A 23028-nucleotide genomic window follows, 5' to 3' on the forward strand; every position below is an offset into this window, starting at 1 on the left:
TAGGACGCCCGTCCCACTCCGCCTAGACTCGGCGGCATGGCTGCTCCATCCACTTCGCCGTCGCTGTCGCCGGCGTTCGCGGACGCCGTCCGCGACGACGCGTCACTGCGCCGGTTCCTCCACGGGCTGCCCGGCGTGGACCAGGTCGGCGTGGAACAGCGCGCGGCCGGGTTGGGCACGCGCAGCATCAAGAAGGCCTCGAAGCTGTGGGCCATCGACACCGCGATCGGCATGGTCGACCTGACCACGCTGGAGGGCGCGGACACCCCCGGCAAGGTGCGGTCGCTGGCCGCGAAGGCGCGCCGGCCCGACCCGGACAACCCGGACGTGCCGAAGGTCGCCGCGGTCTGCGTGTACCCCGACATGGTCGCCACGGCGGCCGGTGAGCTGCGCGGTACCGGGATCGACGTCGCCAGCGTGGCCACCGCCTTCCCCTCCGGCCGCTCCAGCCTCAAGGTGAAGCTGGAGGACACCGCCTTCGCCGTGGACGCGGGCGCGACCGAGATCGACATGGTGATCGACCGGGGCGCGTTCCTCTCCGGCCGCTACGGGCAGGTGTTCGACGAGATCGTGCAGGTCAAGCACGCCTGCGGCGACGCGCACCTCAAGGTCATCCTGGAGACCGGCGAGCTGGCCACCTACGACAACGTGCGCCGCGCGTCGTGGCTCGCGCTGCTCGCGGGCGGCGACTTCATCAAGACCTCCACCGGCAAGGTGTCGCCCGCGGCGACGCTGCCGGTGACCCACGTGATGCTCCAGGCCGTGCGCGACTGGCACACCCGGACCGGGCAGCTGCGCGGCGTGAAGCCCGCCGGCGGCATCCGCACCACGAAGGACGCGATCAAGTACCTGGTGGCCGTGCACGAGGTGGCGGGTCCGGAGTGGCTGACCGCCGACCTGTTCCGGTTCGGCGCCTCCACGCTGCTCAACGACCTGCTGATGCAGCGGCGCACCCAGTTGGCGGGCCACTACAGCGGCCCCGATTACGTGACGGTGGACTGACCATGTGGGAATACGCGCCCGCGCCCGAGTCGCGGGACATCGCGAACCTCAAGCCGACCTACCGGATGTTCGTGGACGGGCAGTTCGTCGAGGGCGGCGGCGAGCCGCTGAAGACGATCAACCCGGCTACCGAGGAGGTGCTGGCCGAGGTCTCCACGGCCACCTCCGACGACGTGGACAGGGCCGTGCAGGCCGCGCGCCGCGCCTACGACCGCGTGTGGGGCCGGATGCCGGGCTCCGAGCGGGCCAAGTACATCTTCCGCATCGCCCGGCTGGTGCAGGAACGCGCGCGCGAGCTGGCCGTGCTGGAGTCGCTGGACAACGGCAAGCCGATCAAGGAGTCGCGGGACGTGGACGTGCCCACGGCCGCCGCGCACTTCTTCTACCACGCGGGCTGGGCGGACAAGCTGGCCTACGCGGGCCACGGCCCGGACCCGCGCCCGCTGGGCGTGGCCGGCCAGGTGATCCCGTGGAACTTCCCGCTGCTGATGGCGGCGTGGAAGATCGCGCCCGCGCTGGCCTGCGGCAACACCGTGGTGCTCAAGCCCGCCGAGACCACGCCGCTGACCGCGCTGGTGCTCGCGGAGATCATCCAGCAGGCCGACCTGCCACCCGGTGTGGTGAACATCCTCCCCGGAGCGGGTGACGTCGGCGCCGCGGTGGTCTCCCACGCGGACGTGGACAAGGTCGCGTTCACCGGTTCGACGGACGTCGGCAAGCTCATCCAGCGGCAACTGGCGGGCACCGGCCGCAAGCTCACCCTGGAGCTGGGCGGCAAGGCCGCGAACATCGTGTTCGACGACGCGCCGCTGGACCAGGCCGTCGAGGGCATCGTCAACGGCATCTTCTTCAACCAGGGCCACGTGTGCTGCGCGGGCTCGCGGCTGCTGGTGCAGGAGTCGGTGGCCGACGAGCTGCTGGAGAAGCTGCACGCCCGGGTGTCCACGCTGCGCGTCGGCGACCCGCTGGACAAGAACACCGACGTCGGCGCGATCAACTCGCGCGAGCAGCTGACCAGGATCCAGGAGCTGGCGTCGTCGGGCGAGGCCGAGGGCGCCGAGCGCTGGACGTCGTCGTGCCCGCTGCCGGACAAGGGGTTCTTCTTCGCGCCGACCGTGTTCTCCAACGTGTCGCAGGCGATGCGCATCGCGCGCGAGGAGATCTTCGGCCCGGTGCTGTCGGTGCTGACGTTCCGCACGCCCGACGAGGCGGTGGCCAAGGCGAACAACACGCCGTACGGGCTGTCCGCGGGCATCTGGACGGAGAAGGGCTCGCGCATCCTGTGGGCCGCGCAGAAGATGCGCGCCGGCGTGGTGTGGGCCAACACGTTCAACCGCTTCGACCCGACCGCCCCGTTCGGCGGCTACCAGGAGTCGGGCTTCGGCCGCGAGGGCGGTCGCACGGGGCTGGAGGCGTACCTCGATGTCTGATCGGATCGCGGTGGCGAAGACGTACAAGCTCTACATCGGCGGCGCGTTCCCGCGTTCCGAGTCGGGCCGGTCCTACCCGGTGGCCGACGCCAAGGGCGCGTTCCTCGCCAACGCCGCGCAGGGCTCGCGCAAGGACGCCCGGGACGCGGTGACGGCGGCGCGCAAGGCGTTCCCCGGCTGGTCCGGCGCGACCGCGTACAACCGCGGGCAGGTGCTGTACCGGGTGGCCGAGGTGCTGGAGGGCCGCCGGGAGCAGTTCACGGCCGAGGTGGCCGCCGCCGAGGGCGTGGCGGCGAAGAAGGCGCAGGCGCTGGTCGACGCGGCGATCGACCGCTGGGTCTGGTACGCGGGGTGGACCGACAAGGTGGCCACCGTGCTGGGCGCGGCGAACCCGGTGGCCGGGCCGTACTTCTCGTTCTCGGTGCCGGAGCCGACGGGCGTGGTGGCGGTGCTCGCGCCGCAGGAGTCGTCGCTGCTGGGGCTGGTCAGCGTGGTGGCGCCGGTGATCGCGACCGGCAACGCGGCGGTGGTGGTGTCCTCGCAGGACCGGCCGCTGCCCGCGGTCACGCTGGCGGAGGTGCTGGCGACCTCCGACCTGCCGGGCGGGGTGGTGAACGTGCTGACCGGCCGGACCGCGGAGATCGCGCCGTGGCTGGCGTCGCACGCGGACGTGAACGCGGTGGACCTGACCGGCGCGCCGGGGCCGGCCAGGGCGGACCTGGAGCGGGCGGCGGCGGGCACGGTGAAGCGGGTGCTCCGGGTCCGGGCGGACGAGGACTTCGGCCGCGAGCCGGACCTGTCCCGGCTGCGGTCGTTCCTGGAGGTGAAGACGGTCTGGCACCCGACCGGGGTGTAGGACGTCCGCGAAGGCCCCGCGCCACCGGTCCGGCCGGTGTGGGCGGGGCCTTCGCCGTTCCGGGCGGAGGGCGGCGGGGGCCCGCGGCGGGAGCGGGTTCAGGGGGTCCACGCCGGTCGGTCGGCCTTCGTCGGCATTCGGACGTGCATGGATTTCATGCGGTGCTCGGATGGACCCCCTCGTCGCCCCTCGGGCACGATCGCCTTGGCCACGCGTGCGGCCCGGCGACCCCGTGAGCGACGCGGCGGCGGGGGAGGAACTGATGCGCGGTTTCGTCTCGTCCTTCGAACGACAGGTGCTCAGGCTGGGCTTGGCGGGCCTGTTCGACGCCGGTCTCTCGATCCTGTCGCTCGGCGCGGTGCTCAGCGCCGTGCTGGGTGGCCCGGCGGTCAGGTCGGCCGCGGTCGTGGTCGCCGTGCTCGCCGTCCTGGCGACCTTCGCGACGCTGATCTCGCGGCGCAACCACGGGGAGGCCGAGCGGGAGCTCCACCGCAGGCTCATCGCCCGCTACTGCGGGGTCATCCAGGACATGACGGGTGGGCCGCTGCACATCGTGAAGTGGGACGACGTCACGGTGATCGACGGCGCCGGCGGAGCGCGGGAGACCGTGCGGGTGCGGGCACGGGTGGAGTCCACGCCCGCGCACTTCTTCCGCTTCCGCATCGGCCCGGGGTGGGCGCAGCCGGGGAAGCAGCGGGCCGCGGTGGCCTGCGACGTCCGGACCGAGCTGGTCAACGGCGACCCCGGACCGCGGTGCGACGTGACCAAGTCCTGGCGATCCGACGGCAGGTTGGAGCTCCTGGTGCACCTGCCCTCGCCCGCCCGGCTGGGCGCGGAGGCCCGGTTCAGGATCGACATCCGCTGGCCGGGCATGTGCGAGCCGCTGGTGGTCAGGAGGCAGCCGGACGACTACGTGCTCCACTTCGCCCGGGTCGCGGACGAGGTCCACTACGAGATCGTCCTGCCGGAGGGCGAGGAGGCGTACCTGGAGCCGATCGGCTTCGACGAGGGCGACGACGGCTACCGGGTGGAGGTGGTCGCGGAGCGGGCCGGCCGGGTCCACGTGGTGCTGACCGCGCACTCGGTGCCCGCCAAGCACCGCTTCGGCGTGCGGCTCGACCTGAAGTGAGCGACGCCCTCATCCAGGGGGTTCGGGCGCCGCTCCGCGGTGTTCAGTCGTCGTCGGTCTTGTCCCCGCCCGGCACGGCGCCTCCCTCGGTTCTCCGGTGTCACACGTCGAGCGCCGGTCCGGGACGGACCCGCGCGCCTGGGATTCGATCACCTTCGGCGGCTGTCTCCCGTGGTGTCGCGCGGACGACTCGTGATCGTCTTCATGCCGGGCCGATCGCGCCCGGCCGCGTCGGCGCGGAGGGCCGCCGCGTGGAGGATCGTGCGGAACCACTCGAACTCGCGCTCCCCGCCCAGGTCCGCGGCGGCGACGTCGGTGAACGACTTCCACAGGCCGACAGACGTCCAGTGCGTGAACCGGCGGTGGGCCGTCGCTTTCGAGACGCCGAAGACCGGGGGCAGACGCCTCCACGCACATCCCGTGACCAGGACGAACACCACGGCGGCGAGAGAGGCGCGGTCGTCGCGCGGGCTCGTGCCGCCGCCCTGCTCCCGCGCCTTCCACCTCGGGATCCTCGGCTCGACCACCCTCCACAGAGGAGGCGGGACCAACCGCTCGACGAGATCGTCTTCCACGGCCGGGCATTCTGCTGCACGCGACGTGAGACAGCTCACGGCGACCCCGACCGCCGTGCTGTCGGTGAACGGCGGGCTGTCGGCGTCGAGCGGTAGCGCCGGTTCGCCCGGACCTATGGGCGCCCGCACGTCCACGGTGGACACCCGTCGAGGGCGACCCCGGACCGCGGCAGCACCCGACGTCGGTGGAGCCGGCCTCGGCGAGGGCCCGCTCCAGGGTCCCCCGGCTCCGGTGGCGGGCCGTGATCACCTGGTCGTGCGGGCCGAACGCCGACTGCGACGCGACCTCCGAGCCGGCCGCGGGGACGCGGGTGCCGGCGACCGGCCGGGAACGACGCCGGGCGGTCTAGCGGCGGCAGCCGAACGCGCCGTAGGCCGCCAGGCCGGCGCAGCCGAGGACGACCGCGATCACCGTGGCCGAGGGCGTGCCCGCGGGCTGCGCCGGCCAGGCGAGCAGGCGCTCCTGCCACTCGTCGCCGGGCGGCACGACGAGCGTGACGCCCGCCCAGCCGACGGGCAGCGACCAGGCGGCGAGCGAGCCGAACAGGCACGCGCCGAGCGCCGCCAGCCCGCCCAGCCCGACCACGGCGCGGAGCACGACCGCGTCCGGCGCCACGGGGTCGGCCACCCGGCCGACGGCCAGCAGCAGGAGGGCGACCACCGCCGCGCCGAGCAGCAGGTGCCCGGCCCGGCGCGGCGGCCAGCCGAACGCGGCGGTGCGGTCGAGGTCGCGGTCGTGCCCGCCGAAGCCGACCGCGACGGCGGCCACCCCGATGGCGGCGGCGAGCACGGCGAGCCTCGGGTTGCCGCCCGGCTGGGCGAGCAGGCCGATCAGCCCCACCCCGGCGACCGCGGTGGCCAGCGAGGCGGGCGCCTGGCGCGAGCGGGCGTGGAGGACGAGCCAGCGGGTCATGCCGGCGTCCCCGTCAGCGCGGTCAGCGGGTCACCGGAGCACGCCGCCTGCACCTCGCGGGCCGCCTGCACGCGCGCCGCCTGCTCGGCCTCCGGCAGGGCCCGCAGGACCTCCCAGGCCGTGGCCGCCACGGCGTCGGTCTCCCTCCCGATCCACATCCGGTACACCGGCAGCGGCCGCAGCTCGCCGGTCACCCAGGCCGCGGCGACGGTGCGGAACGCGACCTCCCGCGTGATGTCCTCCGTCACGTACTCGCCGACGCAGGACCGCGTCCCGGCGCCCGCGACCAGCCACTCGACCACCTTCTCGGGCGCCACCTCACCGGAGGCCCGGAAGTACGTGAACTCGTCCAGGCGCACCCACACCGCCTCCGGCGCGTCGGGTCCGCGCTCGTCGGCGAGCACCGCGCCCGCCGCCTCGCGCACCTCCACCGGCGGCGACGGCAGCTTCGCCAGCTGCCGCAGCGCCTCGCGCGCCGGGCCCGCCAGCGCCGCCCGCTCGCCCTCGTGCGCCCGCGTCAGGCACAGCCCGTCCGCGCACACCAGCTCGGCGGCCACCGGGTCGGGCGACAGCGCGCCCGCCGGCGTCGCGGGCATCAGCGGCACCGCCACCGCGCCCGCCACCAGCGCCGGCAGCGCCGCGGGCCACCACCGCCGCAGCGCGACCAGCAGGAACCCGGTCAGCGCCAGCCCGGCGAACCACACCGCCTGCCCGGTCGTGACCACGCCCGCGACGTGCTCGAACACGCTGTCCGGCGACCGCACGACCGGCGTCAGCAGCGCGAACCGGTACCCACCGCCCTCGGCCGACTGCGCGAGCGCCATCAGCGCGAAGGTGGCCACCGCCGCCACCGGCGGGGTGAGCGGCCACGGCGCCAGCCGCCCCAGGCCGACCCCCACCCAGGACGCCGCCACCAGGGAGAGGACGCCGACCAGCACGACCGGCAGCCAGCCCCAGTGGAAGTAGTCGGACCGCATCCGCACCGCGCCGACGACGACCACCACGGCGTACGCGGCGACCAGCGCAGCGGCCGACGCGCCCAGCGTCCGCAGCACCCGCTGCGCGCGCGGCCTGGGCGTGGACGCGAACAGCTCCTCCACGCCGGACCGCCGGTCCCGCATCCCCAGCAGCGCGCCGCCGCCGATCACCAGCGGCCACGCCAAGAGCAGCATGAACCGGCTCCACTCGGCCAGCGACGACCACTGGCCGGTCCACGCGGTGCTGTTCTTCGCCGCCGGCCCCCAGTCGAGCATGAACAGCAGGACCGCGACCGTGACCAGGCCCATGACCGGCGCCGAGGTGCGGCGCAGCTCGATGCCCAGGATCCTCACCAGGCACCGCCCAGCAGCGCCGAGTACCCGCGCTCGATCGGGCTGTCGCCGACGTGGTCCGGTCCGCCCGCGGCGGCCAGCTCGGCGGGCGTGCCCTGGAACACGAGCTTGCCCCCGGCCACCAGCACGACGTCCGAGCAGGCCGCCGCCACGTCCTCCACCAGGTGCGTCGACACGACCACGCACGAGTCCGCGCCCAGTTCCTGCACCAGCTCCCGGAACCGCACCCGCTGGCCGGGGTCCAGCCCGGCCGTCGGCTCGTCGAGCAGCAGCAGCTCCGGGTCGTTGACGATCGCCTGCGCGATGCCCGCCCGCCGGACCATGCCGCCGGACAGCGACTTGAGCCGGTCGTCGGCCCGGTCGGCGAGGCCGACGCGCTCGACGGCCCGCTGCACCGCGCCGGGCACGTCCCGCGCGGGCACCTCCTTGAGCCACGCCACGTACTCGACGAACTCGCGGACGGTGAACCGCTTGTAGTAGCCGAAGTCCTGCGGCAGGTAGCCCAGGGAACGCCGCAGCGCCCGCAGGTCCACCTGCCCGGACACCGGTCGGCCGAACACCTCCAGCGTCCCCGACGCGGGCCGCAGCACCGTCGCCAGCGCCCTGATCAGCGTGGTCTTGCCCGCGCCGTTCGGCCCGAGCAGCCCGTGGACGCCGCGACCCAACCGCAGGTCGAGCCCGTCCACGGCGACCCGGCGGCCCGCGCGCACGCGCAAGCCCTCCGCCCGGACCTGCCAGGCGTACCCCGTTGGCGCGACCTCCGCCGCACCCACCGCACGCACCATCTTCCCCTCCATCACAACCGCGCGTAGGACGCGGACCTGAAGACCACGGCGGCGGCGCCCCCGACCAGCACCGCCGCCCAGACCGGCGCCGCGCCGGGCGCGAGCGCCCCGGGCACGTCGCCGAGCGACACCGCCGGGCCGACCACCAGCACCGCCCACGCGGCGGTGGTGGCGACCGCGGCCCGGCGCACCCCGAGGACGCTGCCGAGCGCGAGCGTCACCGAGGTGACGGCCAGGCTCGGCAGCAGCCAGTACGCGGGCGACGCGCCGGTCAGCCACCCGCCGACGAGCAGCGGGGGCAGCACCGCGAGGAGCACGGCCAGCGTCCGCCGCAGCACCAGCTCCAACCCGGCCCGCGCGGTCGACGCCACCAGCTCGTGGGCGGGGTCGACCGCCCGCGTCCACGCGCCCGCGACGCCCAGCACCGGCAGGACCGGCGCGATGAGCAGCAGCGCGGACGGCACCTCGCCGGGGGGCGCGATGAAGTCGACGAACAGGACGGCGAACACCACGAACGCGGTCATCGCGAGCCACGGCAGCAGCGACGGGGCCGCCCACGGCGCCCGGTTCCGGCGCACGGGCGCGGGCGTCCCGGCGGGTTCCAGCCCCGCCCACACCGCCGCGGTCAGCGCCGTGACCGGCGGCGGGGCCACGTCGGCCAGCCGCAGCCGGCACAGCTCGCACCCCTCCAGGTGCGCCTCGACCGCCCACACCTGGTCGACGGGCAGGTCCTCGCCCGCCGCGTAGCGGGTGATCAGCTCGACGGACGCGTGCTCGTTCACGACAGCGCCTCCCGCATGGCGATCCGCGCCCGCCTGGCGCGGGTCTTGACGGTGCCCTCGGGGACCCCGAGCAGCACGGCGGTCTCGCGGACGGTCAGCCCGTCGAGCACCATCGCCTGGAGCACCTGCCGCAGCTCGGGCGCGAGGTCGCGCAGCGCGCCGCCGACGTGGTCGCTCAACGCGCCGGCCAGCGCCTCCTCCTCGGCGGCGGGCGCGGGTTCCGGCTCGGGCAGCGCCCGGGTGTGGTGCGCGCGGCGGCGGAAGGCGTCGACCAGCCTGCGGGCGGCGATCGTCCACAGCCAGCCGACCGCGGTGCCGTCGACCGCGGCGCCCGCGAACGACCCGGCCGCCCGCCACACCGCGAGGTAGGTCTCCTGCATCACCTCGGCGACGACCTGCTCGTCGGCGCACCGGCGGCGCAGGCGCACGGCGAGCCACGGCGACGTGCGGCGGTAGAGCTCCTCGAAGGCCGCGCGGTCGCCGCGGGCGACCGCGCGGACCAACTGCTCCTCGTTCACACCCGGCAAGACGCCCGCTCGCCCGGAACGGTTCTCAGGAGAGGGTGACGCGCGTCACATCAGTACCAGTTGTTCTCGTCGGCCGTGGAACTCGACTCGGCCTCGCCGGTGGCCCGGTGGGTCAGCGCGGCCACCGCCTCCTCCAGCTCGCGCCGGACGTCGCCCTCCCGGTCGGTCTTCACCGCGATCGCGACCTGGCAGCGCCCGGGGCCGTCGTCGATCACGACCACCTCGCCCCGGTAGCCGTCCTCCTCCCAGGAGATCCGGCGGCCCCCGCTGTCCACGCCCGGCGTCGTGTCCGCCAGGCCGGGCAGGTGCTGGGGCAGGCTCTCCGGGCGCGCCATGAACTGGAACAGCTCGTCGGCGGCCATGTCCACCGTCGCCCGGTACTCGTAGCTGGTCATGGCCGCCGGGTACCCCCGATCCGCCGGAACGCACGGCCGCGCCGCCGGGACCTCGCGGGCAACGCCTCGTCCCCGGCACGTCGAGGTCACCCCGCCGGGTGAACCAGGCCGGGTGAGCTAGTCGGTGCGCCACCCCAGCCGGCCGTCCGAGCCGACCAGCGGCTCGCAGTGGCCGAGGCGGCAGCGGTGCTCCAGGGCCGTGGCGATCCGGTCCAGCATCTCGCCCAGCCCGGTCCACTCGGGCTTGACCATGCCGCCCGCCTCGCGGTCCCACTCGACCACGCACCCCGACAGCACGCCCGGCCGCAGGTCGAGCGCGAGCGCGTCACCGCACCCGTCGAACGCGATCGGCAGCCACCGCGGGTGGAAGCCGACGGTCGGGGCGCCGGCCTCGCTGGCCGGGTCGGCGGGCCAGAAGCGCTCCTTCAGCCGCCACGAGCGCAGCGCGTCGGACGGGCCCAGCGGCGTGTAGAAGGGCGGCAGCACCTCGGCGAACGCCAGGTCGGCCGTGCCGCCGCAGACCGACCACCACGCGCGCAGGTCGTCGGGCGGGGTCAGCCCGGTCGCGGCCTCCAGCGCCTCGACGGCGGACTCGTCCTCCGGTGGCACGAAGGCTCGCGCGGTCGAGGGGGCGTGCTCGTCGAGCCACGCCACTATCCGCTCCCAATGGCGCAGGACACCCACGTGCCCATGATCACCTGGTACGGGCGTGCCAGGTACCGCCCATCGGGGCACTATCTGCCGGAACGCCGCACGCGGCCCCAACGGATGGGGCAGGATCCGGCGCGAGGAGAGCGCAACGAGGGGGCAGGGGTTGGAACGGGGTTTCGACGTCGACACCGCCGCGCTGTCGGCGTACGGCGGCACGGCGGCCGGGTTGTCGGACGAGGTGGCCGCGGTCGGCACGTCGACCTTGGCGGGCACGACCTCGCTGCCGGCGGGCAGCTTCGGCAGGATCGGCGACCAGGTCGGGCTCGGCGCGGCGTTCCAGCGCGCGGCCCAGGCCCAGGTGGACGGGGTGGCGGCCGCCGCGGCGGCGCTGTCCGGCCTCGCCGGGGCGGCCCGGGGCGCGAGCCTCGCCTACGCCGAGCAGGAGTCGCGGAACGCCACCGACCTCAACCGCGCGTACCGGGCCTGACGTGGACGTCGGCGGATTCCTGGCGGCGCTGGTCAAGCCGATGAAGGACCACCTGGCCGAGCTGGAGGGCGACACCGGCGGCGCCACGCGCGCCGCGGACGCGTTCGGGCGGGCCTCGACGACCCTGACCGAGCTCGACGGCAGGCACACCGGCGCCGCGAACTCGGCCCTGGCGACCTGGTACGGCGACCGGGCGAACGCGTTCCAGCAGCGGGTGAGCGCGTTCTCCGGCGGTGTGGGCGCGTTGGCGCGCAACGCCACGACCGCCCAGCAGGCGGCCACCGACGCGGTGGCCGCGGTGGACTCCGGCAAGGCCGCGATCCAGGGCCTCGTCGACGAGTTCACCGGCTGGGCGTGGCCCCGGCTGGCGGCGGCCGTGGCCGCGTCGCTGTTCGGCGGCGCGGGCGCGGTGCTCGCGGTCGCGGCGGAGGTGACCGCCAAGGCCCGCGAGTACGAGGGCAGGACCGGGCGGGAGCTGGACCGGGTCCGCTCCGAGCTGACCGACGCGGTCACCCGGCTCCAGGGCCTCGCCCGGCCCTCGTTCGACGGGCTGGGCGACCCGCTGGGCGCGGAACCGGGCGGCGGCACGACGTCGACCTCGTCCGCGAACGGCAACTCCAACGGCTCGGGCGGCGCCTCCGGAGGCGGCTCAGGCGGCGGAGGCGGCAGCAGCGGCGGGGGCGGCAGCAGCGGGGGAAGCGGCGGAGGCGGCGGCGGCGATCCGGTCGGCCCGCGCCTCCCGGTGGCCGTCCCACCGCAGCCGGGCACCGGCGTGGGCGTGAACCTGCCGGACGGCAGCAGCGCCGAGGCGCCCAACGAGACCGCCGCGCGGGCCGTGCGCAACGCGCTGTCCGCGCTCGGCACCCCGTACGTGTGGGGCGGCGCGAACCCTCCCCGAGGCACGGATTGCAGCGGCCTGACCCAGTGGGCGTACGGGGGCGCGGGGTTCGACATCCCGAGGCCCGCGTCGTCGCAGGCCATGGGCGCCTCCGTGCCGCCGGGCCAGCTGCTGCCCGGCGACCTGGTGGTGTGGGACGGGCACGTGGCGATGGTGATCGGCAACGGGCAGATGGTGGAGGCGGGCGACCCGGTCCAGGTGAACCCGATCCGCACCGACAACACCGGCATGGCCTTCATGGGCTTCTACCGACCGACGGGCTGAGGACGTGGACGAGGTGGAACGGGCGGCCCGGCGGGTCGCGGACACCGGGCGGCGGGTCGGCGAGCACCTGGCGCGCACCGGGCCGGTGCGCGGGCGGGCGTCGTCACCGGACGGCGCGGTCACGGTCGTGGCGGCGCCCGGCGGCGCGCCCCAGGACGTCAGGGTGTCGCCGGCGGCGCTCGCCATGGGCCCGCGGGCGCTGGCGGACGAGATCGTGCGCGTGGCCGCGGCGGCGTCCCGCGACGCGGCCGCCCGGGCGCACCGCTCGCTGGAGCGCGTCGTCGACCCGGCGACGCTGCGGGCGCTGACCGAGATCGGGTTCGAGCGCGGACCGGACGACGACGACTTCGGCAGCACGTACCCGCTGGGCCCGCGGTGAGCCGCGAGGAGCGGCTCACCGCCGCCGAGGAGCTGACCGACGTGCTGGCCCGCGTGGTCGGCGCGGCCGAGCACCCCACCGGCCTGGCCCGCGCCACCGCGACCGCCACCGGTGAGCTGACGTCGCTCGACCTGCACCCCGACGCGCTGGCGCGGGGACCGGACGCGATCGGCCGGCTGGCCGTGGAGACCGCCCGGCTCGCGGCCGGGGTGGCGGTGCAGCGCGGCTACAACGAGCTGGCCAAGGCGCTGGGCGACGGCATGGCCATGGCGGTCGAGGCGTTCGCCGGCCCACCACCGCTGCGCGTCCCGCACGAGGCCCCGCCACCTGCTCCCACCACCCCGCCACCGCCGCCCGGCACCCCGCCGTGGGCGTCCCGGCAGCCCGCGCGACGCCCCGCGCAGCGCCCCGCGCCGACCGATTTCGACGATGACGACGACTACTTCGCCGACCCGTTCCGTGGTCAACGGCGGTAGCCCGTGATCGACCCCGTACTCTTGCCCCCGCATCGCAAAGGGGCATGGCGTGACCGGGAGGTCGGATGGCACAGGACATCGTCCCGATCGAGCTGGGGCTCACCCAGGGGGATGTCGTCACCCTGTGGGCACCGCGCTGGCGGGAAGAGGGCGAGGAGTGGGAGGCATTCCTCGGTCACGAGGAGGACCTGTACGCCTTCCCCGACGCCGCGCACCTCGCGGCGTTCGTGCGCAAGGCCGAGGAGCACGACCTGACCGACCACCCGGCGTGGCACGTGGTGCCCGCGCTGGCGGTCGGTGAGCTGTCGCCCGACGACAACCACCAGTTCGACCTGGTCGGCGTGCCGGAGCTGGTCGCCGAGGAGCCCGACACCTGGGTGATCGGCGAGCTGGCCGACGTGGTCTCGATCGTGCGGTCGCTGGCGGACGTGTGCGACCTGGAGAAGGTGCACGAGGTCCTGGACTCGGCGGAGGGCTTCGCCCTGCTGCCGCAGGGCACGCTGCCGTTCACCGGGCGCGAGGGCCAGGCGCTGTGGACCGAGCTGGCGCGGGTCGTGGCGGAGAAGTGGGACGAGGTGCTGGACGCGATCGACGAGGTCGTGACCGCGCCCGAGGTCGACGAGGCCGCGCTGGCGGCGGCGCAGGAGGAGCTGGCCGCGTTCGAGGAGGCCAACGCCGCCGCGGTGAGCGCCGCCGACGACGACGAGGAGGCCGACGGCGAGGAGCCGATCGGGTTCTGGGGCGAGATCGGCATCGACCCGATCAAGATCATCACCGGTGCGGGCGAGTACTACACGCTCCGCTGCTACCTGGACGACCAGCCGGTGTTCCTCGGCCGCAAGGGCAAGATCGACGTGTTCGGCTCGCCGCGCGCGCTGGCCCGGTTCATCGTCGAGGCCGACGAGAACGACCTCGTCGAGGTGTCGACGTGGGGCGAGCTGGTCACCAAGGCCACCGGCGGCGACCTGGAGGTCGAGGTCGACCCGGACAACGTCTACGTGTTCGCGGGCCTGGACGAGGACATCTCCGAGGGGCCGGACGCCGTGGACCCGACGCAGCTCGACCTCGCGGTGGAGCTGCTGGAGGACGCGGGCGAGTGGTCCGGTGACGACGAGGTGAAGGTGCGGCTCAACGGCTCCGAGCGGCTCGGGTGGCTGGTGAACTACGTGCTCAAGCCGGACCCGACGCGGCTGGCGCCGAGCGCGCCGTTCGACGACGAGGTCGTCGCCTGGCGCACCCTCGTGGCGCAGTTCGAGGACCGGCTCAGGATCCACTGACCCGGGAAGGGGGCGGTCCGGTCGGGCCGCCCCCTTCTTTCACTTCTCCAGGGCCGCGTACGCGGGCTCGACCACGTCCTGGATCAGGGCGCGGCGCTCGTCGTGCGTCAGGAACGCGGCCTTCGCGGCGTTGGCGGTGAACGTGCGCAGGTCGCCCCAGTCGAAGCCGAAGTGCTCGACGGCGGTGGCGAACTCGCTGGTCATCGAGACGCCGCTCATCAGCCGGTTGTCGGTGTTGAGGGTGACCCGGAAGCCCAGCTCGTGCATCCGCTTGACCGGGTGCTCGGCCAGCGAGGCGACCGCGCCGGTCTGCACGTTCGACGTGGGGCACATCTCCAGCGCGATCCGGCGGTCCCGCACGTACGCGGCCAGCGGGCCCACCCGGTCGCCGTCGATGTCCTCGGCCAGCCGCACGCCGTGACCGAGGCGTTCCGCGCCCGCCAGCTGCACGGCCTCCCACGCCGACTCGACGCCCGCCGCCTCGGCCGCGTGGATGGTGAAGTGGGCGTTCTGCTGCCGCAGGTACTCGAACGCGGACAGCTCGCGGCTCGGCGGGAAGCCGGCCTCGGGACCGGCGATGTCGAAGCCGACCACGCCCGCGTCCCGGTAGCGCACGACCAGGTCGGCGATGCGCTGCCAGCCGTCGTTCTGGCGCATGGCGCACAGCAGCGCGCCGACCCGGATCCGGTCGCCCGAGGCGGCCACGCCCTGCCGGAACCCCTCCTGCACCGCCTCCACGGCCTGCTCCAGGGCGAGGCCGCGCTCGGTGAACAGCTCGGGGGCGTAGCGGATCTCGGCGTACACGACGCCGTCGGCCGCCAGGTCCTGGACGGCCTCGGAGGCCACCCGCACCAGCGCCGCCTCGTCCTGCATGACGCCGCAGGTGTGGGCGAAGCCCTCCAGGTAGCGGACCAGCGAGCCGGAGTCGGCGTTGTCGCGGAACCAGTTGCCCAGGGTGACGGGGTCGGTCGTGGGCAGCCCCTGGTGGCCGCAGGCTTCGGCGAGCTCGATCACCGTCTGGGGTCGGAGGCCACCGTCGAGGTGGTCGTGCAGCAGCACCTTGGGCGCGCCGCGCAGGGCCTCCTGGGAAAGCGGGGTCGGCATGGCCGCCACCGTATACCGCCGACACGCCGGGCCGGTCGACGCAGGAACGATCATGTTCCGCTAGACTGCGCGGAACGTTCGTCGAGTGTGCGCAGAACCACTCGTTCGGGCCTTCCGCTCGCCGTTGTGCAGTCGTGATTCAGAACTTTGCGCTACCACGACTCCGACTCAGGTCACTCACACGGTGGATGATCACCATCGGCCACCCCGGGCCCGTTCACGGTTACCCTGGAACAGGGTCACCCAAAGTAACTCGAACGGAGTACACCCGAGGCGGTGCCCCGCAGGGGCTGGTACAAACCGCCGGCCCAACCTGGTTAGGCTCCCGGAGGTCTCCCCTCCCCTGGACGAAGGCACCGAGCCGTGAACGAGAACAACAACTCCACGATGTCCTTCGATCGGATGCGCAACATGCTCACGCGCGCCGCGGAGATCCGTGAGAGCGAACAGCAGCAGATCTTCGACGCACTGGACGAGATCCACGCACGGATGTCCCCGCTCGAATCGCTGGGTTCCGTTCGCAAGCGCCTGTCCGAGCTGCCCGACCGGACCGAGGTCAGCGTGCTGGCCGAGCGGCTGGACGAGGCGCTGGCCAGGCTGGAGGCCCAGGACAACGCGGTGCAGGGCATCGGCAGGGCGGTCGACGGCCTGGTCGACAAGCTCGCCAAGCCGTTCGCCCAGCTCGACGGCCGGCTCGACGGCGTGACCGGCCGCTTCGAGGGCGTGGCGGGCCGCATGGACGGCCTGGAGGACAAGCTCTCCCACATCCACAAGCGCATCGACGACCTGGAAGTTCACCTCGACAAGCAGGACAACAAGGTCGACCAGGTCCCCGGCGCGGTCACCGCGCCCCTGCGCGAGCGCATGGAGGTCCTGGAGGCGGCCCTCCGCAGCCGCCTCGACGAGGTGGACGAGGGCGTGCACGAGCACCTCGACGGCACCCGCGAAGCGCTCCAGCGCTCCGTCACCGACTCGACCAACGCCCTCCACGGCCGCCTCGACGAGTCCAGGGACAACCTCAACACCACCCGCGACGGCCTGCACGCCCAGCTCACCGAAACGCGCGACAGCCTCCACGGCGCCCTCGCCGACACCCGCAGCACCATCACCGGCAAGGTCGACGAGACCCGCGAGTCGCTGCACACCGCCCTCGACGAGACCCGCGACCAGGTCGACGCCACCGACCGCCTCGAAGCCCTGGCCCAGCGCCTGGAGCAGGTCACCTCGCGCCTCGACACCATGACCACGCGCCTGGACTCCGTGGAGGACGACTTCGCCTCCCGCCTGGCCGAACTCTCCGGCGTGGTCGAGCAGGGCATCAACAAGGTCGACAACACCCTGTCCTCCCGCCCGGACGCCGACACCCTGGCCTCCCTGGTCCGCAAGAGCAACCAGGAATCCGAACTCCGCATCGGCGGCCAACTGGACGAGGCCATGGCAACCTTCGCCGAACTCATCCTCGGCGGCGGCAGCCCCACCCCGCCCCCGCCGCCCACGGCCCTCCCGCGCCCCCAGCGCCGCACCCGCAAGAACGGCCCGAAGACGGACAACCGCAACGTGGACGACGACGACCTGGCCGCCGAAGGCGCCTGAGCACCAACCAAAGAGGCCCGACCGCACATCGCGGTCGGGTCTTCCTGCTGAACAGCACCTGAACGTAGAACTCACCGGTCCTGAGCGTTCGACACGGTGGACCCGAACGTACGACACGCCCGACCGGAACGTACGACTCGCGGTGTCCGACCGGAGGACTCGCGATGTCTGAGTGGACGACACGCGGTGTCTGAGTGGAGGACACGCCGACGGGAAGGGACCGGCTACGCGAGGCGGGCGGCTTGTCAAAGCTGGAGCCGCTCGTGGTTTCCCGTATGGCCTGGGCGCAGCCCTACCGCGCTTGTCAAGGGGTGTCGCACGCCCTTCGCGACACCCCTTGACAAGGGTGGTCGCCTCCGGCAGGCCATGCGGGAGACCACGAGCCCCACGCACTTCCCCCGGAGGCCTGCCCAGCGGCGAGCGACCGCCCGTGAACCCCGCGAACACCCGAAAAGGATCAGGGTCGCACGGTGTCGATCACCAGAGGGCCGCGACCGGCCGAAGCCGCAGACGCAGCCTCAGCACCCCCCACCGAGTAGCCGCCCTCAAGAGCCGCCAAGGCCCCAGCCACCGCCTCCGGCGTCTCCGTGTACAACTCCAGCAACGGCTGACCCGCGACAACCGGCTCCCCGGGCTTCACCAGGCAGATCACCCCGGCCCCGCCCTGCACCGGGTCCTCCTTGCGAGCCCGCCCGGCACCCAACCGCCAAGCCGCGACCCCCACCGCGTAAGCGTCCAGCGAGACCAGGTACCCGGACTCCGGAGCACTCACCACGTGCTTGTGCGCGCCGCGCCGAAGAGGGGCCTCGGGGTCACCGCCCTGCGCCCGGATCATCCGGGCCCAGACCTCGTACGCCCCTCCCGAGGCCAGCACCCGGGCGGGGTCGGCGTCGATCCCCACCGCCGACAGCATCTCCCGCGCCAGGGCCACGGTCAGCTCGACCACGTCGGCGGGACCGCCGCCGCGCAGGACCTCGACCGACTCCTCGACCTCCACCGCGTTGCCGACCGCTCGCCCCAGCGGCACGGACATGTCGGTCAGCAGCGCCGACACCCGCACCCCGTGGTCCACGCCGATCGACACCAGCGCCGACGCCAGCTCCCGCGCCCGCTCCACCGTCTTCATGAAGGCGCCGGACCCGACCTTCACGTCCAGCACCAGCGCCGAAGCGCCCTCGGCGATCTTCTTCGACATGATCGACGAGGCGATCAGCGGGATGGACTCGACCGTCCCCGTCACGTCCCGCAGCGCGTAGAGCTTCCGGTCGGCGGGCGCCAAACCCTCCGTGGCCGCGCACACCACCGCGCCCACCGACCTCAGCTGCTCCACGACCTCGTCCACGGACAGCTGCGCCCGCCACCCCGGGATGGACTCCAGCTTGTCCAGCGTCCCCCCGGTGTGCCCGAGCCCGCGCCCGGACAGCTGCGGCACGGCCGCGCCGCACGCCGCCACCAGCGGCGCCAGCGGCAGGGTGATCTTGTCGCCCACCCCGCCCGTCGAGTGCTTGTCCACGGTCGGCCGCCCGACGTCGAGCGCCAGCCGCTCGCCGGAGCGCACCATGGCCCGGGTCCAGCGCGCCGTCTCCCGGGCGTCCATCCCGTTGAGGAACACGGCCATGGCCAGCGCCGACATCTGCTCGTCCGCGACCAGCCCGCGCGTGTAGGCGTCGATCACCCAGTCGATCTGGGCGTCCGACAGCGCCTCCCCGTCCCTCTTGGCCCGGATGACGTCCACCGCCGAGTAGCTCACGGCAGGTCCTCCACACAGCTCACGGCAGGTCCTCCGGCCCGAACGCGTCGGGCAGCACGGCGCTCATCGGCAGCACTCCCGAAGGCGTGTCCACCAGGCACCCGGCCCCGCCCAACTCGTAGATCACCTGACGGCACCGGCCGCACGGCATCAGCAGCTCACCCGCGCCGCTCCGGCAGGCCAGCGCCACCAGCCGCCCGCCACCGGTCAGGAAGAACTGCCCGGCCAGCGTGCACTCGGCGCACAACCCCACCCCGTACGCGGCGTTCTCGACGTTGCACCCGACCACGACGCGCCCGTCCGAGCACACCGCCGCCGCACCGACCCGCAGCCCGGAGTACGGGCAATAAGCAGCCTGAGCAGCCTCGACGGCCCGCTCCCGAAGCGAGTCCCAATCAACCTCAACAGCACCAACAACAGCGCCCACGTCACCCACGGCGATACACCACGCCATCGGCCGCCGGCATCCGCAACCGCTGCGACGCCGCCGCCAGCACCACCAGCGTCACCAGGTGCGGCGCGTAGGTCGTCAGCTCGGACGGCACCTCGTCGACCGAGTAGTACACCGCGTACAGCGCCGCGGCCGCCACCACGCTCCCGGCCGCCGCGAACCACCGCCGCCGCACCAGCTGCCACACCACGATCACGGCCAGCAGCAGCACCGCGCCGTACACCAGCGCGAGGAACGTCGCCCCGCCGGACCGCAGCTGCAACCCGTCCGCGTACCCGAACAGCGCCGAACCGCCCAGCAGCCCGCCGGGCCGCCAGTTGCCGAAGATCAGCGCCGCCAGGCCGATGTACCCGCGCCCGTTGGTCTGGCCCTCCAGGTACCCGGGCTGACCGGGGTTGAGCACGAGCGCCGCGCCGCCGATGCCGGCCAGCGCGCCCGACCCGATCACCGCGACGTACTTGTAGAGGTACACGTTCACGCCCAGCGACTCGGCCGCCACCGGGTTCTCGCCGCACGACCGGAGCCGCAGCCCGAACCGCGTGCGCCACAGCACGAGGTAGCTGCCGACGACCAGCACCACGGCCAGCATGGTCAGCGGCGACACCCCGGTCACCAGGCCGCGCAGGATGCCCGCGACGTCGGACAGCCCGACCCGCTGCTCCGCTTCCAGCCGGCCCAGCCAGTCCGACAGCCCGGCCGCCGAGTAGGTGTCGAACTTCGGCACCGCGGGCGACTCGCGCGGGTTGTTCGACAGCGGGAAGAAGATCAGGGTCGACAGGTACTTGGTCAACCCCGCCCCGACCAGGTTGATCGCCACACCGGACACGATGTGGTTCACCCCGAAGGTCACGGTCGCGACGGCGTGCAGCAGCCCGCCCAGCGCGCCGAACGCGGCGGCCGACACCAGCGCGGCCCACGGCCCCCACTGGTAGCCGCCCCACGCCGCGCCCCACGTGCCCATGATCATCATGCCTTCGAGGCCGATGTTCACCACGCCCGCGCGCTCGGCCCACAGCCCGCCCAGCGCGGCCAGCAGGATGGGCAGGGCCAGCCGGACGGCGGTCTGGATGGTCCCCGTGGACGTCAGCTGCGGCACGCCCGTCAGGTACGACGTCGTCGACAGCAGCACCACCGCGCCGGCGACGCCGAGCGCGCCGACGGCCCACCCGGGGATCTTCCGGCTCTTCCGCGGCGGCGGCAGGGTCGCGGGCGCCTCCGACGGGTTCATCAACGAAGCACTCACGCCGCACCCACCGTCCCGAGCTCCCGACCGACCCGTCGCTGTTCCGCGGCCAGCTCGACGCGCCGCACCACCTCGTACGCGACCACGACCGACAGCACGATCGCGCCCTGCATGATCGTCACGATCTCCCGCGGCACGCCCACGTTGTCCAGCGCGAGGCCGGACTTGTCCAGGAACGCCCACAGCAGCGCGCCGAGCGCGATGCCGCCGGGGTGGTTGCGCCCCAGCAGCGCGATCGCGATGCCGGAGAAGCCGATGCCCGCCGGGAAGTTCAGGTTGTAGGTGTGGTCGCGCCCGAGGATCTCGGGCATCGACACCAGGCCCGCGATGCCGCCCGACAGCAGCATCGCGATCATGATCATCTTCTTGGCGCTCACACCGCCGGCGGCCGCCGCCGTGCTGGACTCGCCGGACGCGCGCAGCTCGAAGCCGAACCGGGTCCGGTTCATCATCACCCAGTACCCGATGCCCAGCGCCGCGGCCAGGAAGACCAGGCCGAACACCGTCCCGGACGACCCGAGCGGGATGCCGGGCACCCACCCGCTCTCCGGGATCTCCGGGGTGCGGATGTTGTTGCCGCGCAGCTCGCCGAACACGTCGTCGCCGATCAGGTAGGCCGCGAGCCCCAGCGCCAGCCCGTTCATCATGATCGTCGAGATGACCTCGTTGACGCCCCGCGTCACCTTCAGGACCGCCGGGATCGCGGCCCACAGGGCGCCGACCACCGCGGCCGTCAGGATGATCACCAGGGTGTGGATGCCGGGCGGCAGCACGATCGACCCGCCGACCACGGCCGCGACGACCGCCGCGACCCGGTACTGGCCCTCGACGCCGATGTTGAACAGGTTCATCTGGAACCCGATCGCCACCGCCAGCGCCGCGATGTAGTAGGTCCCGGTGCTGTTGACGATGTCCACGGCGGTGGTGCCCTGGCCGACCTGCGACACCATCGCGCCGAACGCCCGCAGCGGGTTCGCGCCCGACACGAGCAGCGCGACGCCGCACAGCAGGGCGGAGAACAGGATCGCCAGCACGGGCGGCAGCAGTTTGCCGCGCAAGATTCCCATCAGTCGCCTTCCACTTCCACGGCCGCCGGCGCGTCGGCGGCGGTGGCCCCACCCGGGCCGACCCCACCGGCGCCCGCGCCGGTCATCGCGCTGCCGAGGTCCTCGGGCGTCACCGTCGCCGGGTCCGCGTCGGCCACCAGCCGACCGCGCAGCATCACCTTGATGGTGTCCGACAGGCCGATCAGCTCGTCCAGGTCCGCCGAGATCAGCAGCACCGCCAGGCCGCGCGCCCGAGCCTTCTTGATCTCGTCCCAGATCAGCGCCTGCGCGCCGACGTCCACGCCGCGCGTCGGGTGCGAGGCGATGAGCAGCGCCGGATCGCCGGACAGCTCGCGCCCCACCACCAGCTTCTGCTGGTTGCCGCCGGACAGCGCGGCCGCGGCCACGTCGATGCCCGGCGTGCGGACGTCGAACTCCGCGACGATCCGCTCGGTGTCCTCCTTCGCGCCCGGCAGGTCCAGCCACGCGCCCCTCGCCGTCGGCTTGCGCGTCTGGTAGCCCAGGATCCGGTTCGCCCACAGCGGCTGGGTCAGCAGCAGCCCCTGGCGGTGGCGGTCCTCCGGCACGTAGCCGATGCCCGCCTCGCGCCGGGCCAGCGTGCCCGCGCGGGTCAGGTCGCGGTCGCCGAGCAGCACCCGGCCGTGGTGGGCCCGGCGCATGCCCATGATCGTCTCGACCAGCTCGGTCTGCCCGTTGCCCTCGACGCCCGCGATGCCGACGACCTCGCCCGCGCGCACCACCAGGTCGATGTGGTCGAGGACGGGCCTGGTGCCCTCCTCGGCCACGAGCCCCAGGTCCTCCACCCGCAGCACCACCCGGTCGGTCACGGTCGACTCGCGGGTCTCCGGGCTGGGCAGCTCGCTGCCGACCATCATCTCGGCCAGCTCGCGCGAGCTGACCGCCTTCGGGTCGGCCGTGCCCACGGTCGTGCCGCGGCGGATCACCGTGACCGAGTCGGCGATCGAGCGCACCTCGTCGAGCTTGTGCGAGATGAACAGGAACGTGAAGCCCTGCTCCCGCATGGCGCGCAGGGTGGCGAACAGCTCGTCCACCTCCTGCGGCACGAGCACCGCGGTCGGCTCGTCCAGGATGATCACCCGCGCGCCTCGGTAGAGGACCTTGAGGATCTCCACCCGCTGCCGGTCCGCCACGCCGAGCCGCTCGACCAGGACGTCCGGGTCGACGGTCAGGCCGGTCGACTTCGCCAGCTCCTGGATGCGCCTGCGCGCCTTGCCGCCGATGCCGTGCAGCGACTCCGCGCCCAGCACGACGTTCTCCTGCACGGTGAGGTTGTCGGCCAGCATGAAGTGCTGGTGGACCATGCCGATGCCCGCCTTGATGGCGTCGGCGGGGGTGCGGAACCGGACCTGCCTGCCACCCACCTCGATGGCGCCCTCGTCGGGCTGCTGCATCCCGTACAGGATCTTCATCAGGGTGGACTTGCCCGCGCCGTTCTCTCCGCACAGCGCGTGCACCTCGCCGACCTGGACGCTCAGGTGGACGTCGCTGTTGGCGACGACCCCCGGGAAGCGCTTGGTGATGCCCGACAGGACGACGGCGGGGGTGGTAGTGCTCATGGAAGCTCCGTCTTGTCTCCGGCTTCGCCGGGGCTGACCACGCACTGGGCCCCGCGAGTGTGCTCGCAGGGCCCAGTGCGCCGGAG

At 73.8% G+C, this 23028-nt stretch carries 24 protein-coding genes; 10 read left to right on the forward strand and 14 right to left on the reverse strand.

Going from position 1 to position 23028, the window contains the following annotated elements; translation table 11 throughout:
* The first annotated feature begins 36 nt into the window (after positions 1-36).
* The 4 genes from deoC to ABD223_RS10900 all read left to right on the forward strand — a co-directional run bounded on the left by deoC (position 37) and on the right by ABD223_RS10900 (position 4417).
* Complete coding sequence (deoC, locus tag ABD223_RS10885) at positions 37-1002, forward strand: deoxyribose-phosphate aldolase (RefSeq protein WP_344035946.1); 966 nt, start codon at positions 37-39, stop codon at positions 1000-1002.
* A complete protein-coding gene (locus ABD223_RS10890) occupies positions 999-2432 on the forward strand; it encodes an aldehyde dehydrogenase family protein (RefSeq protein ID WP_344036380.1) in 1434 nt (477 codons plus the stop codon). The genes deoC and ABD223_RS10890 overlap by 4 nt, the downstream gene beginning before the upstream one ends.
* On the forward strand, positions 2425-3288 hold the full coding sequence (locus ABD223_RS10895; protein WP_344035947.1) for an aldehyde dehydrogenase family protein: 864 nt from the start codon (positions 2425-2427) through the stop codon (positions 3286-3288). Before ABD223_RS10890 ends, ABD223_RS10895 begins: the two co-directional genes overlap by 8 nt.
* Before the next feature lie 262 nt (positions 3289-3550).
* Positions 3551-4417: a hypothetical protein gene (locus tag ABD223_RS10900; RefSeq protein WP_344035948.1), complete on the forward strand. Its 867-nt coding sequence runs from the start codon at positions 3551-3553 to the stop codon at positions 4415-4417.
* Positions 4418-4566: 149 nt separating this feature from the next.
* On the opposite strand, the gene ABD223_RS10905 is transcribed toward ABD223_RS10900, so the two are convergent.
* From ABD223_RS10905 to ABD223_RS10940, 8 genes are all read right to left on the reverse strand, one after another.
* A complete protein-coding gene (locus ABD223_RS10905; protein ID WP_344035949.1) occupies positions 4567-4992 on the reverse strand; it encodes a transposase in 426 nt (141 codons plus the stop codon).
* Between the two features lie 346 nt (positions 4993-5338).
* On the reverse strand, positions 5339-5905 hold the full coding sequence (locus tag ABD223_RS10910) for a hypothetical protein (RefSeq protein ID WP_344035950.1): 567 nt from the start codon (positions 5903-5905) through the stop codon (positions 5339-5341).
* Entirely contained in the window at positions 5902-7236 is a 1335-nt protein-coding gene (locus ABD223_RS10915) for a hypothetical protein (protein WP_344035952.1), read from the reverse strand. The genes ABD223_RS10910 and ABD223_RS10915 overlap by 4 nt, the downstream gene beginning before the upstream one ends.
* Positions 7233-8018, reverse strand: coding sequence for an ABC transporter ATP-binding protein (locus ABD223_RS10920; RefSeq protein WP_344036381.1), 786 nt, complete (start codon positions 8016-8018; stop codon positions 7233-7235). Before ABD223_RS10920 ends, ABD223_RS10915 begins: the two co-directional genes overlap by 4 nt.
* 14 nt (positions 8019-8032) lie before the next feature.
* Positions 8033-8803, reverse strand: a complete 771-nt coding sequence (locus tag ABD223_RS10925) for a zf-HC2 domain-containing protein (RefSeq protein ID WP_344035953.1) — start codon at positions 8801-8803, stop codon at positions 8033-8035.
* Positions 8800-9321 carry an RNA polymerase sigma factor gene (locus ABD223_RS10930; RefSeq protein ID WP_344035954.1) on the reverse strand — a complete coding sequence of 174 codons (522 nt, stop codon included), beginning with the start codon at positions 9319-9321 and terminating at the stop codon, positions 8800-8802. The genes ABD223_RS10925 and ABD223_RS10930 overlap by 4 nt, the downstream gene beginning before the upstream one ends.
* 59 nt (positions 9322-9380) lie before the next feature.
* A complete protein-coding gene (locus ABD223_RS10935; RefSeq protein ID WP_344035955.1) occupies positions 9381-9725 on the reverse strand; it encodes an SRPBCC family protein in 345 nt (114 codons plus the stop codon).
* Positions 9726-9842: 117 nt separating this feature from the next.
* The gene (locus ABD223_RS10940) at positions 9843-10409 is read right to left on the reverse strand and encodes an SMI1/KNR4 family protein (RefSeq protein WP_344035956.1); all 567 of its coding nucleotides are present in this window, start codon (positions 10407-10409) and stop codon (positions 9843-9845) included.
* A gap of 130 nt (positions 10410-10539) precedes the next feature.
* Between ABD223_RS10940 and ABD223_RS10945 the strand changes: the two genes are divergently transcribed.
* From ABD223_RS10945 to ABD223_RS10965, 5 genes are all read left to right on the forward strand, one after another.
* Positions 10540-10863 carry a type VII secretion target gene (locus tag ABD223_RS10945; protein ID WP_344035957.1) on the forward strand — a complete coding sequence of 108 codons (324 nt, stop codon included), beginning with the start codon at positions 10540-10542 and terminating at the stop codon, positions 10861-10863.
* A gap of 1 nt (position 10864) precedes the next feature.
* The gene (locus ABD223_RS10950) at positions 10865-12025 is read left to right on the forward strand and encodes a C40 family peptidase (protein WP_344035958.1); all 1161 of its coding nucleotides are present in this window, start codon (positions 10865-10867) and stop codon (positions 12023-12025) included.
* A 4-nt stretch (positions 12026-12029) separates the two neighbouring features.
* Entirely contained in the window at positions 12030-12404 is a 375-nt protein-coding gene (locus ABD223_RS10955) for a YbaB/EbfC family nucleoid-associated protein (RefSeq protein WP_344035959.1), read from the forward strand.
* Positions 12401-12880 (forward strand): hypothetical protein, encoded by a 480-nt coding sequence (locus ABD223_RS10960; RefSeq protein ID WP_344035960.1) that lies wholly within the window; start codon positions 12401-12403, stop codon positions 12878-12880. Before ABD223_RS10955 ends, ABD223_RS10960 begins: the two co-directional genes overlap by 4 nt.
* A 65-nt stretch (positions 12881-12945) precedes the next feature.
* Positions 12946-14157, forward strand: coding sequence for a primosomal protein (locus ABD223_RS10965; protein WP_344035961.1), 1212 nt, complete (start codon positions 12946-12948; stop codon positions 14155-14157).
* A 39-nt stretch (positions 14158-14196) separates the two neighbouring features.
* On the opposite strand, the gene ABD223_RS10970 is transcribed toward ABD223_RS10965, so the two are convergent.
* Complete coding sequence (locus ABD223_RS10970) at positions 14197-15261, reverse strand: adenosine deaminase (RefSeq protein WP_344035962.1); 1065 nt, start codon at positions 15259-15261, stop codon at positions 14197-14199.
* A gap of 402 nt (positions 15262-15663) precedes the next feature.
* Between ABD223_RS10970 and ABD223_RS10975 the strand changes: the two genes are divergently transcribed.
* Positions 15664-16854, forward strand: coding sequence for a hypothetical protein (locus ABD223_RS10975; protein ID WP_344036382.1), 1191 nt, complete (start codon positions 15664-15666; stop codon positions 16852-16854).
* A 457-nt stretch (positions 16855-17311) separates the two neighbouring features.
* Here ABD223_RS10975 and ABD223_RS10980 read toward each other — a convergent pair whose 3' ends face one another.
* Genes ABD223_RS10980 through ABD223_RS11000 form a run of 5 tightly spaced genes read right to left on the reverse strand, consistent with a single transcriptional unit; the run spans position 17312 to position 22942 of the window.
* Positions 17312-18604, reverse strand: a complete 1293-nt coding sequence (locus tag ABD223_RS10980; protein ID WP_344035963.1) for a thymidine phosphorylase — start codon at positions 18602-18604, stop codon at positions 17312-17314.
* Positions 18605-18623: 19 nt separating this feature from the next.
* Positions 18624-19040, reverse strand: coding sequence for a cytidine deaminase (locus ABD223_RS10985; RefSeq protein ID WP_344035964.1), 417 nt, complete (start codon positions 19038-19040; stop codon positions 18624-18626).
* Positions 19033-20298: an ABC transporter permease gene (locus ABD223_RS10990; protein WP_380647766.1), complete on the reverse strand. Its 1266-nt coding sequence runs from the start codon at positions 20296-20298 to the stop codon at positions 19033-19035. The genes ABD223_RS10985 and ABD223_RS10990 overlap by 8 nt, the downstream gene beginning before the upstream one ends.
* Positions 20295-21365, reverse strand: a complete 1071-nt coding sequence (locus tag ABD223_RS10995; RefSeq protein ID WP_344035965.1) for an ABC transporter permease — start codon at positions 21363-21365, stop codon at positions 20295-20297. The genes ABD223_RS10990 and ABD223_RS10995 overlap by 4 nt, the downstream gene beginning before the upstream one ends.
* Positions 21365-22942: an ABC transporter ATP-binding protein gene (locus ABD223_RS11000; protein WP_344035967.1), complete on the reverse strand. Its 1578-nt coding sequence runs from the start codon at positions 22940-22942 to the stop codon at positions 21365-21367. Before ABD223_RS11000 ends, ABD223_RS10995 begins: the two co-directional genes overlap by 1 nt.
* Positions 22943-23028: the final 86 nt, after the last annotated feature.

Origin of the sequence: Saccharothrix xinjiangensis (assembly GCF_039527585.1) — a bacterium.
Lineage (GTDB): Bacteria > Actinomycetota > Actinomycetes > Mycobacteriales > Pseudonocardiaceae > Actinosynnema > Actinosynnema xinjiangensis.

What these genes read in the sequence shown, in the direction of transcription:
- ABD223_RS10995 (WP_344035965.1), bottom strand. Translation starts at nt 21,365, where the DNA reads ATGGGAATCTTGCGCGGCAAACTGCTGCCGCCCGTGCTGGCGATCCTG.
- ABD223_RS11000 (WP_344035967.1), bottom strand. Translation starts at nt 22,942, where the DNA reads ATGAGCACTACCACCCCCGCCGTCGTCCTGTCGGGCATCACCAAGCGC.
- ABD223_RS10935 (WP_344035955.1), bottom strand. Translation starts at nt 9,725, where the DNA reads ATGACCAGCTACGAGTACCGGGCGACGGTGGACATGGCCGCCGACGAG.
- ABD223_RS10910 (WP_344035950.1), bottom strand. Translation starts at nt 5,905, where the DNA reads ATGACCCGCTGGCTCGTCCTCCACGCCCGCTCGCGCCAGGCGCCCGCC.
- ABD223_RS10970 (WP_344035962.1), bottom strand. Translation starts at nt 15,261, where the DNA reads ATGCCGACCCCGCTTTCCCAGGAGGCCCTGCGCGGCGCGCCCAAGGTG.
- ABD223_RS10965 (WP_344035961.1), top strand. Translation starts at nt 12,946, where the DNA reads ATGGCACAGGACATCGTCCCGATCGAGCTGGGGCTCACCCAGGGGGAT.
- ABD223_RS10975 (WP_344036382.1), top strand. Translation starts at nt 15,664, where the DNA reads ATGCGCAACATGCTCACGCGCGCCGCGGAGATCCGTGAGAGCGAACAG.
- deoC (WP_344035946.1), top strand. Translation starts at nt 37, where the DNA reads ATGGCTGCTCCATCCACTTCGCCGTCGCTGTCGCCGGCGTTCGCGGAC.
- ABD223_RS10895 (WP_344035947.1), top strand. Translation starts at nt 2,425, where the DNA reads ATGTCTGATCGGATCGCGGTGGCGAAGACGTACAAGCTCTACATCGGC.
- ABD223_RS10900 (WP_344035948.1), top strand. Translation starts at nt 3,551, where the DNA reads ATGCGCGGTTTCGTCTCGTCCTTCGAACGACAGGTGCTCAGGCTGGGC.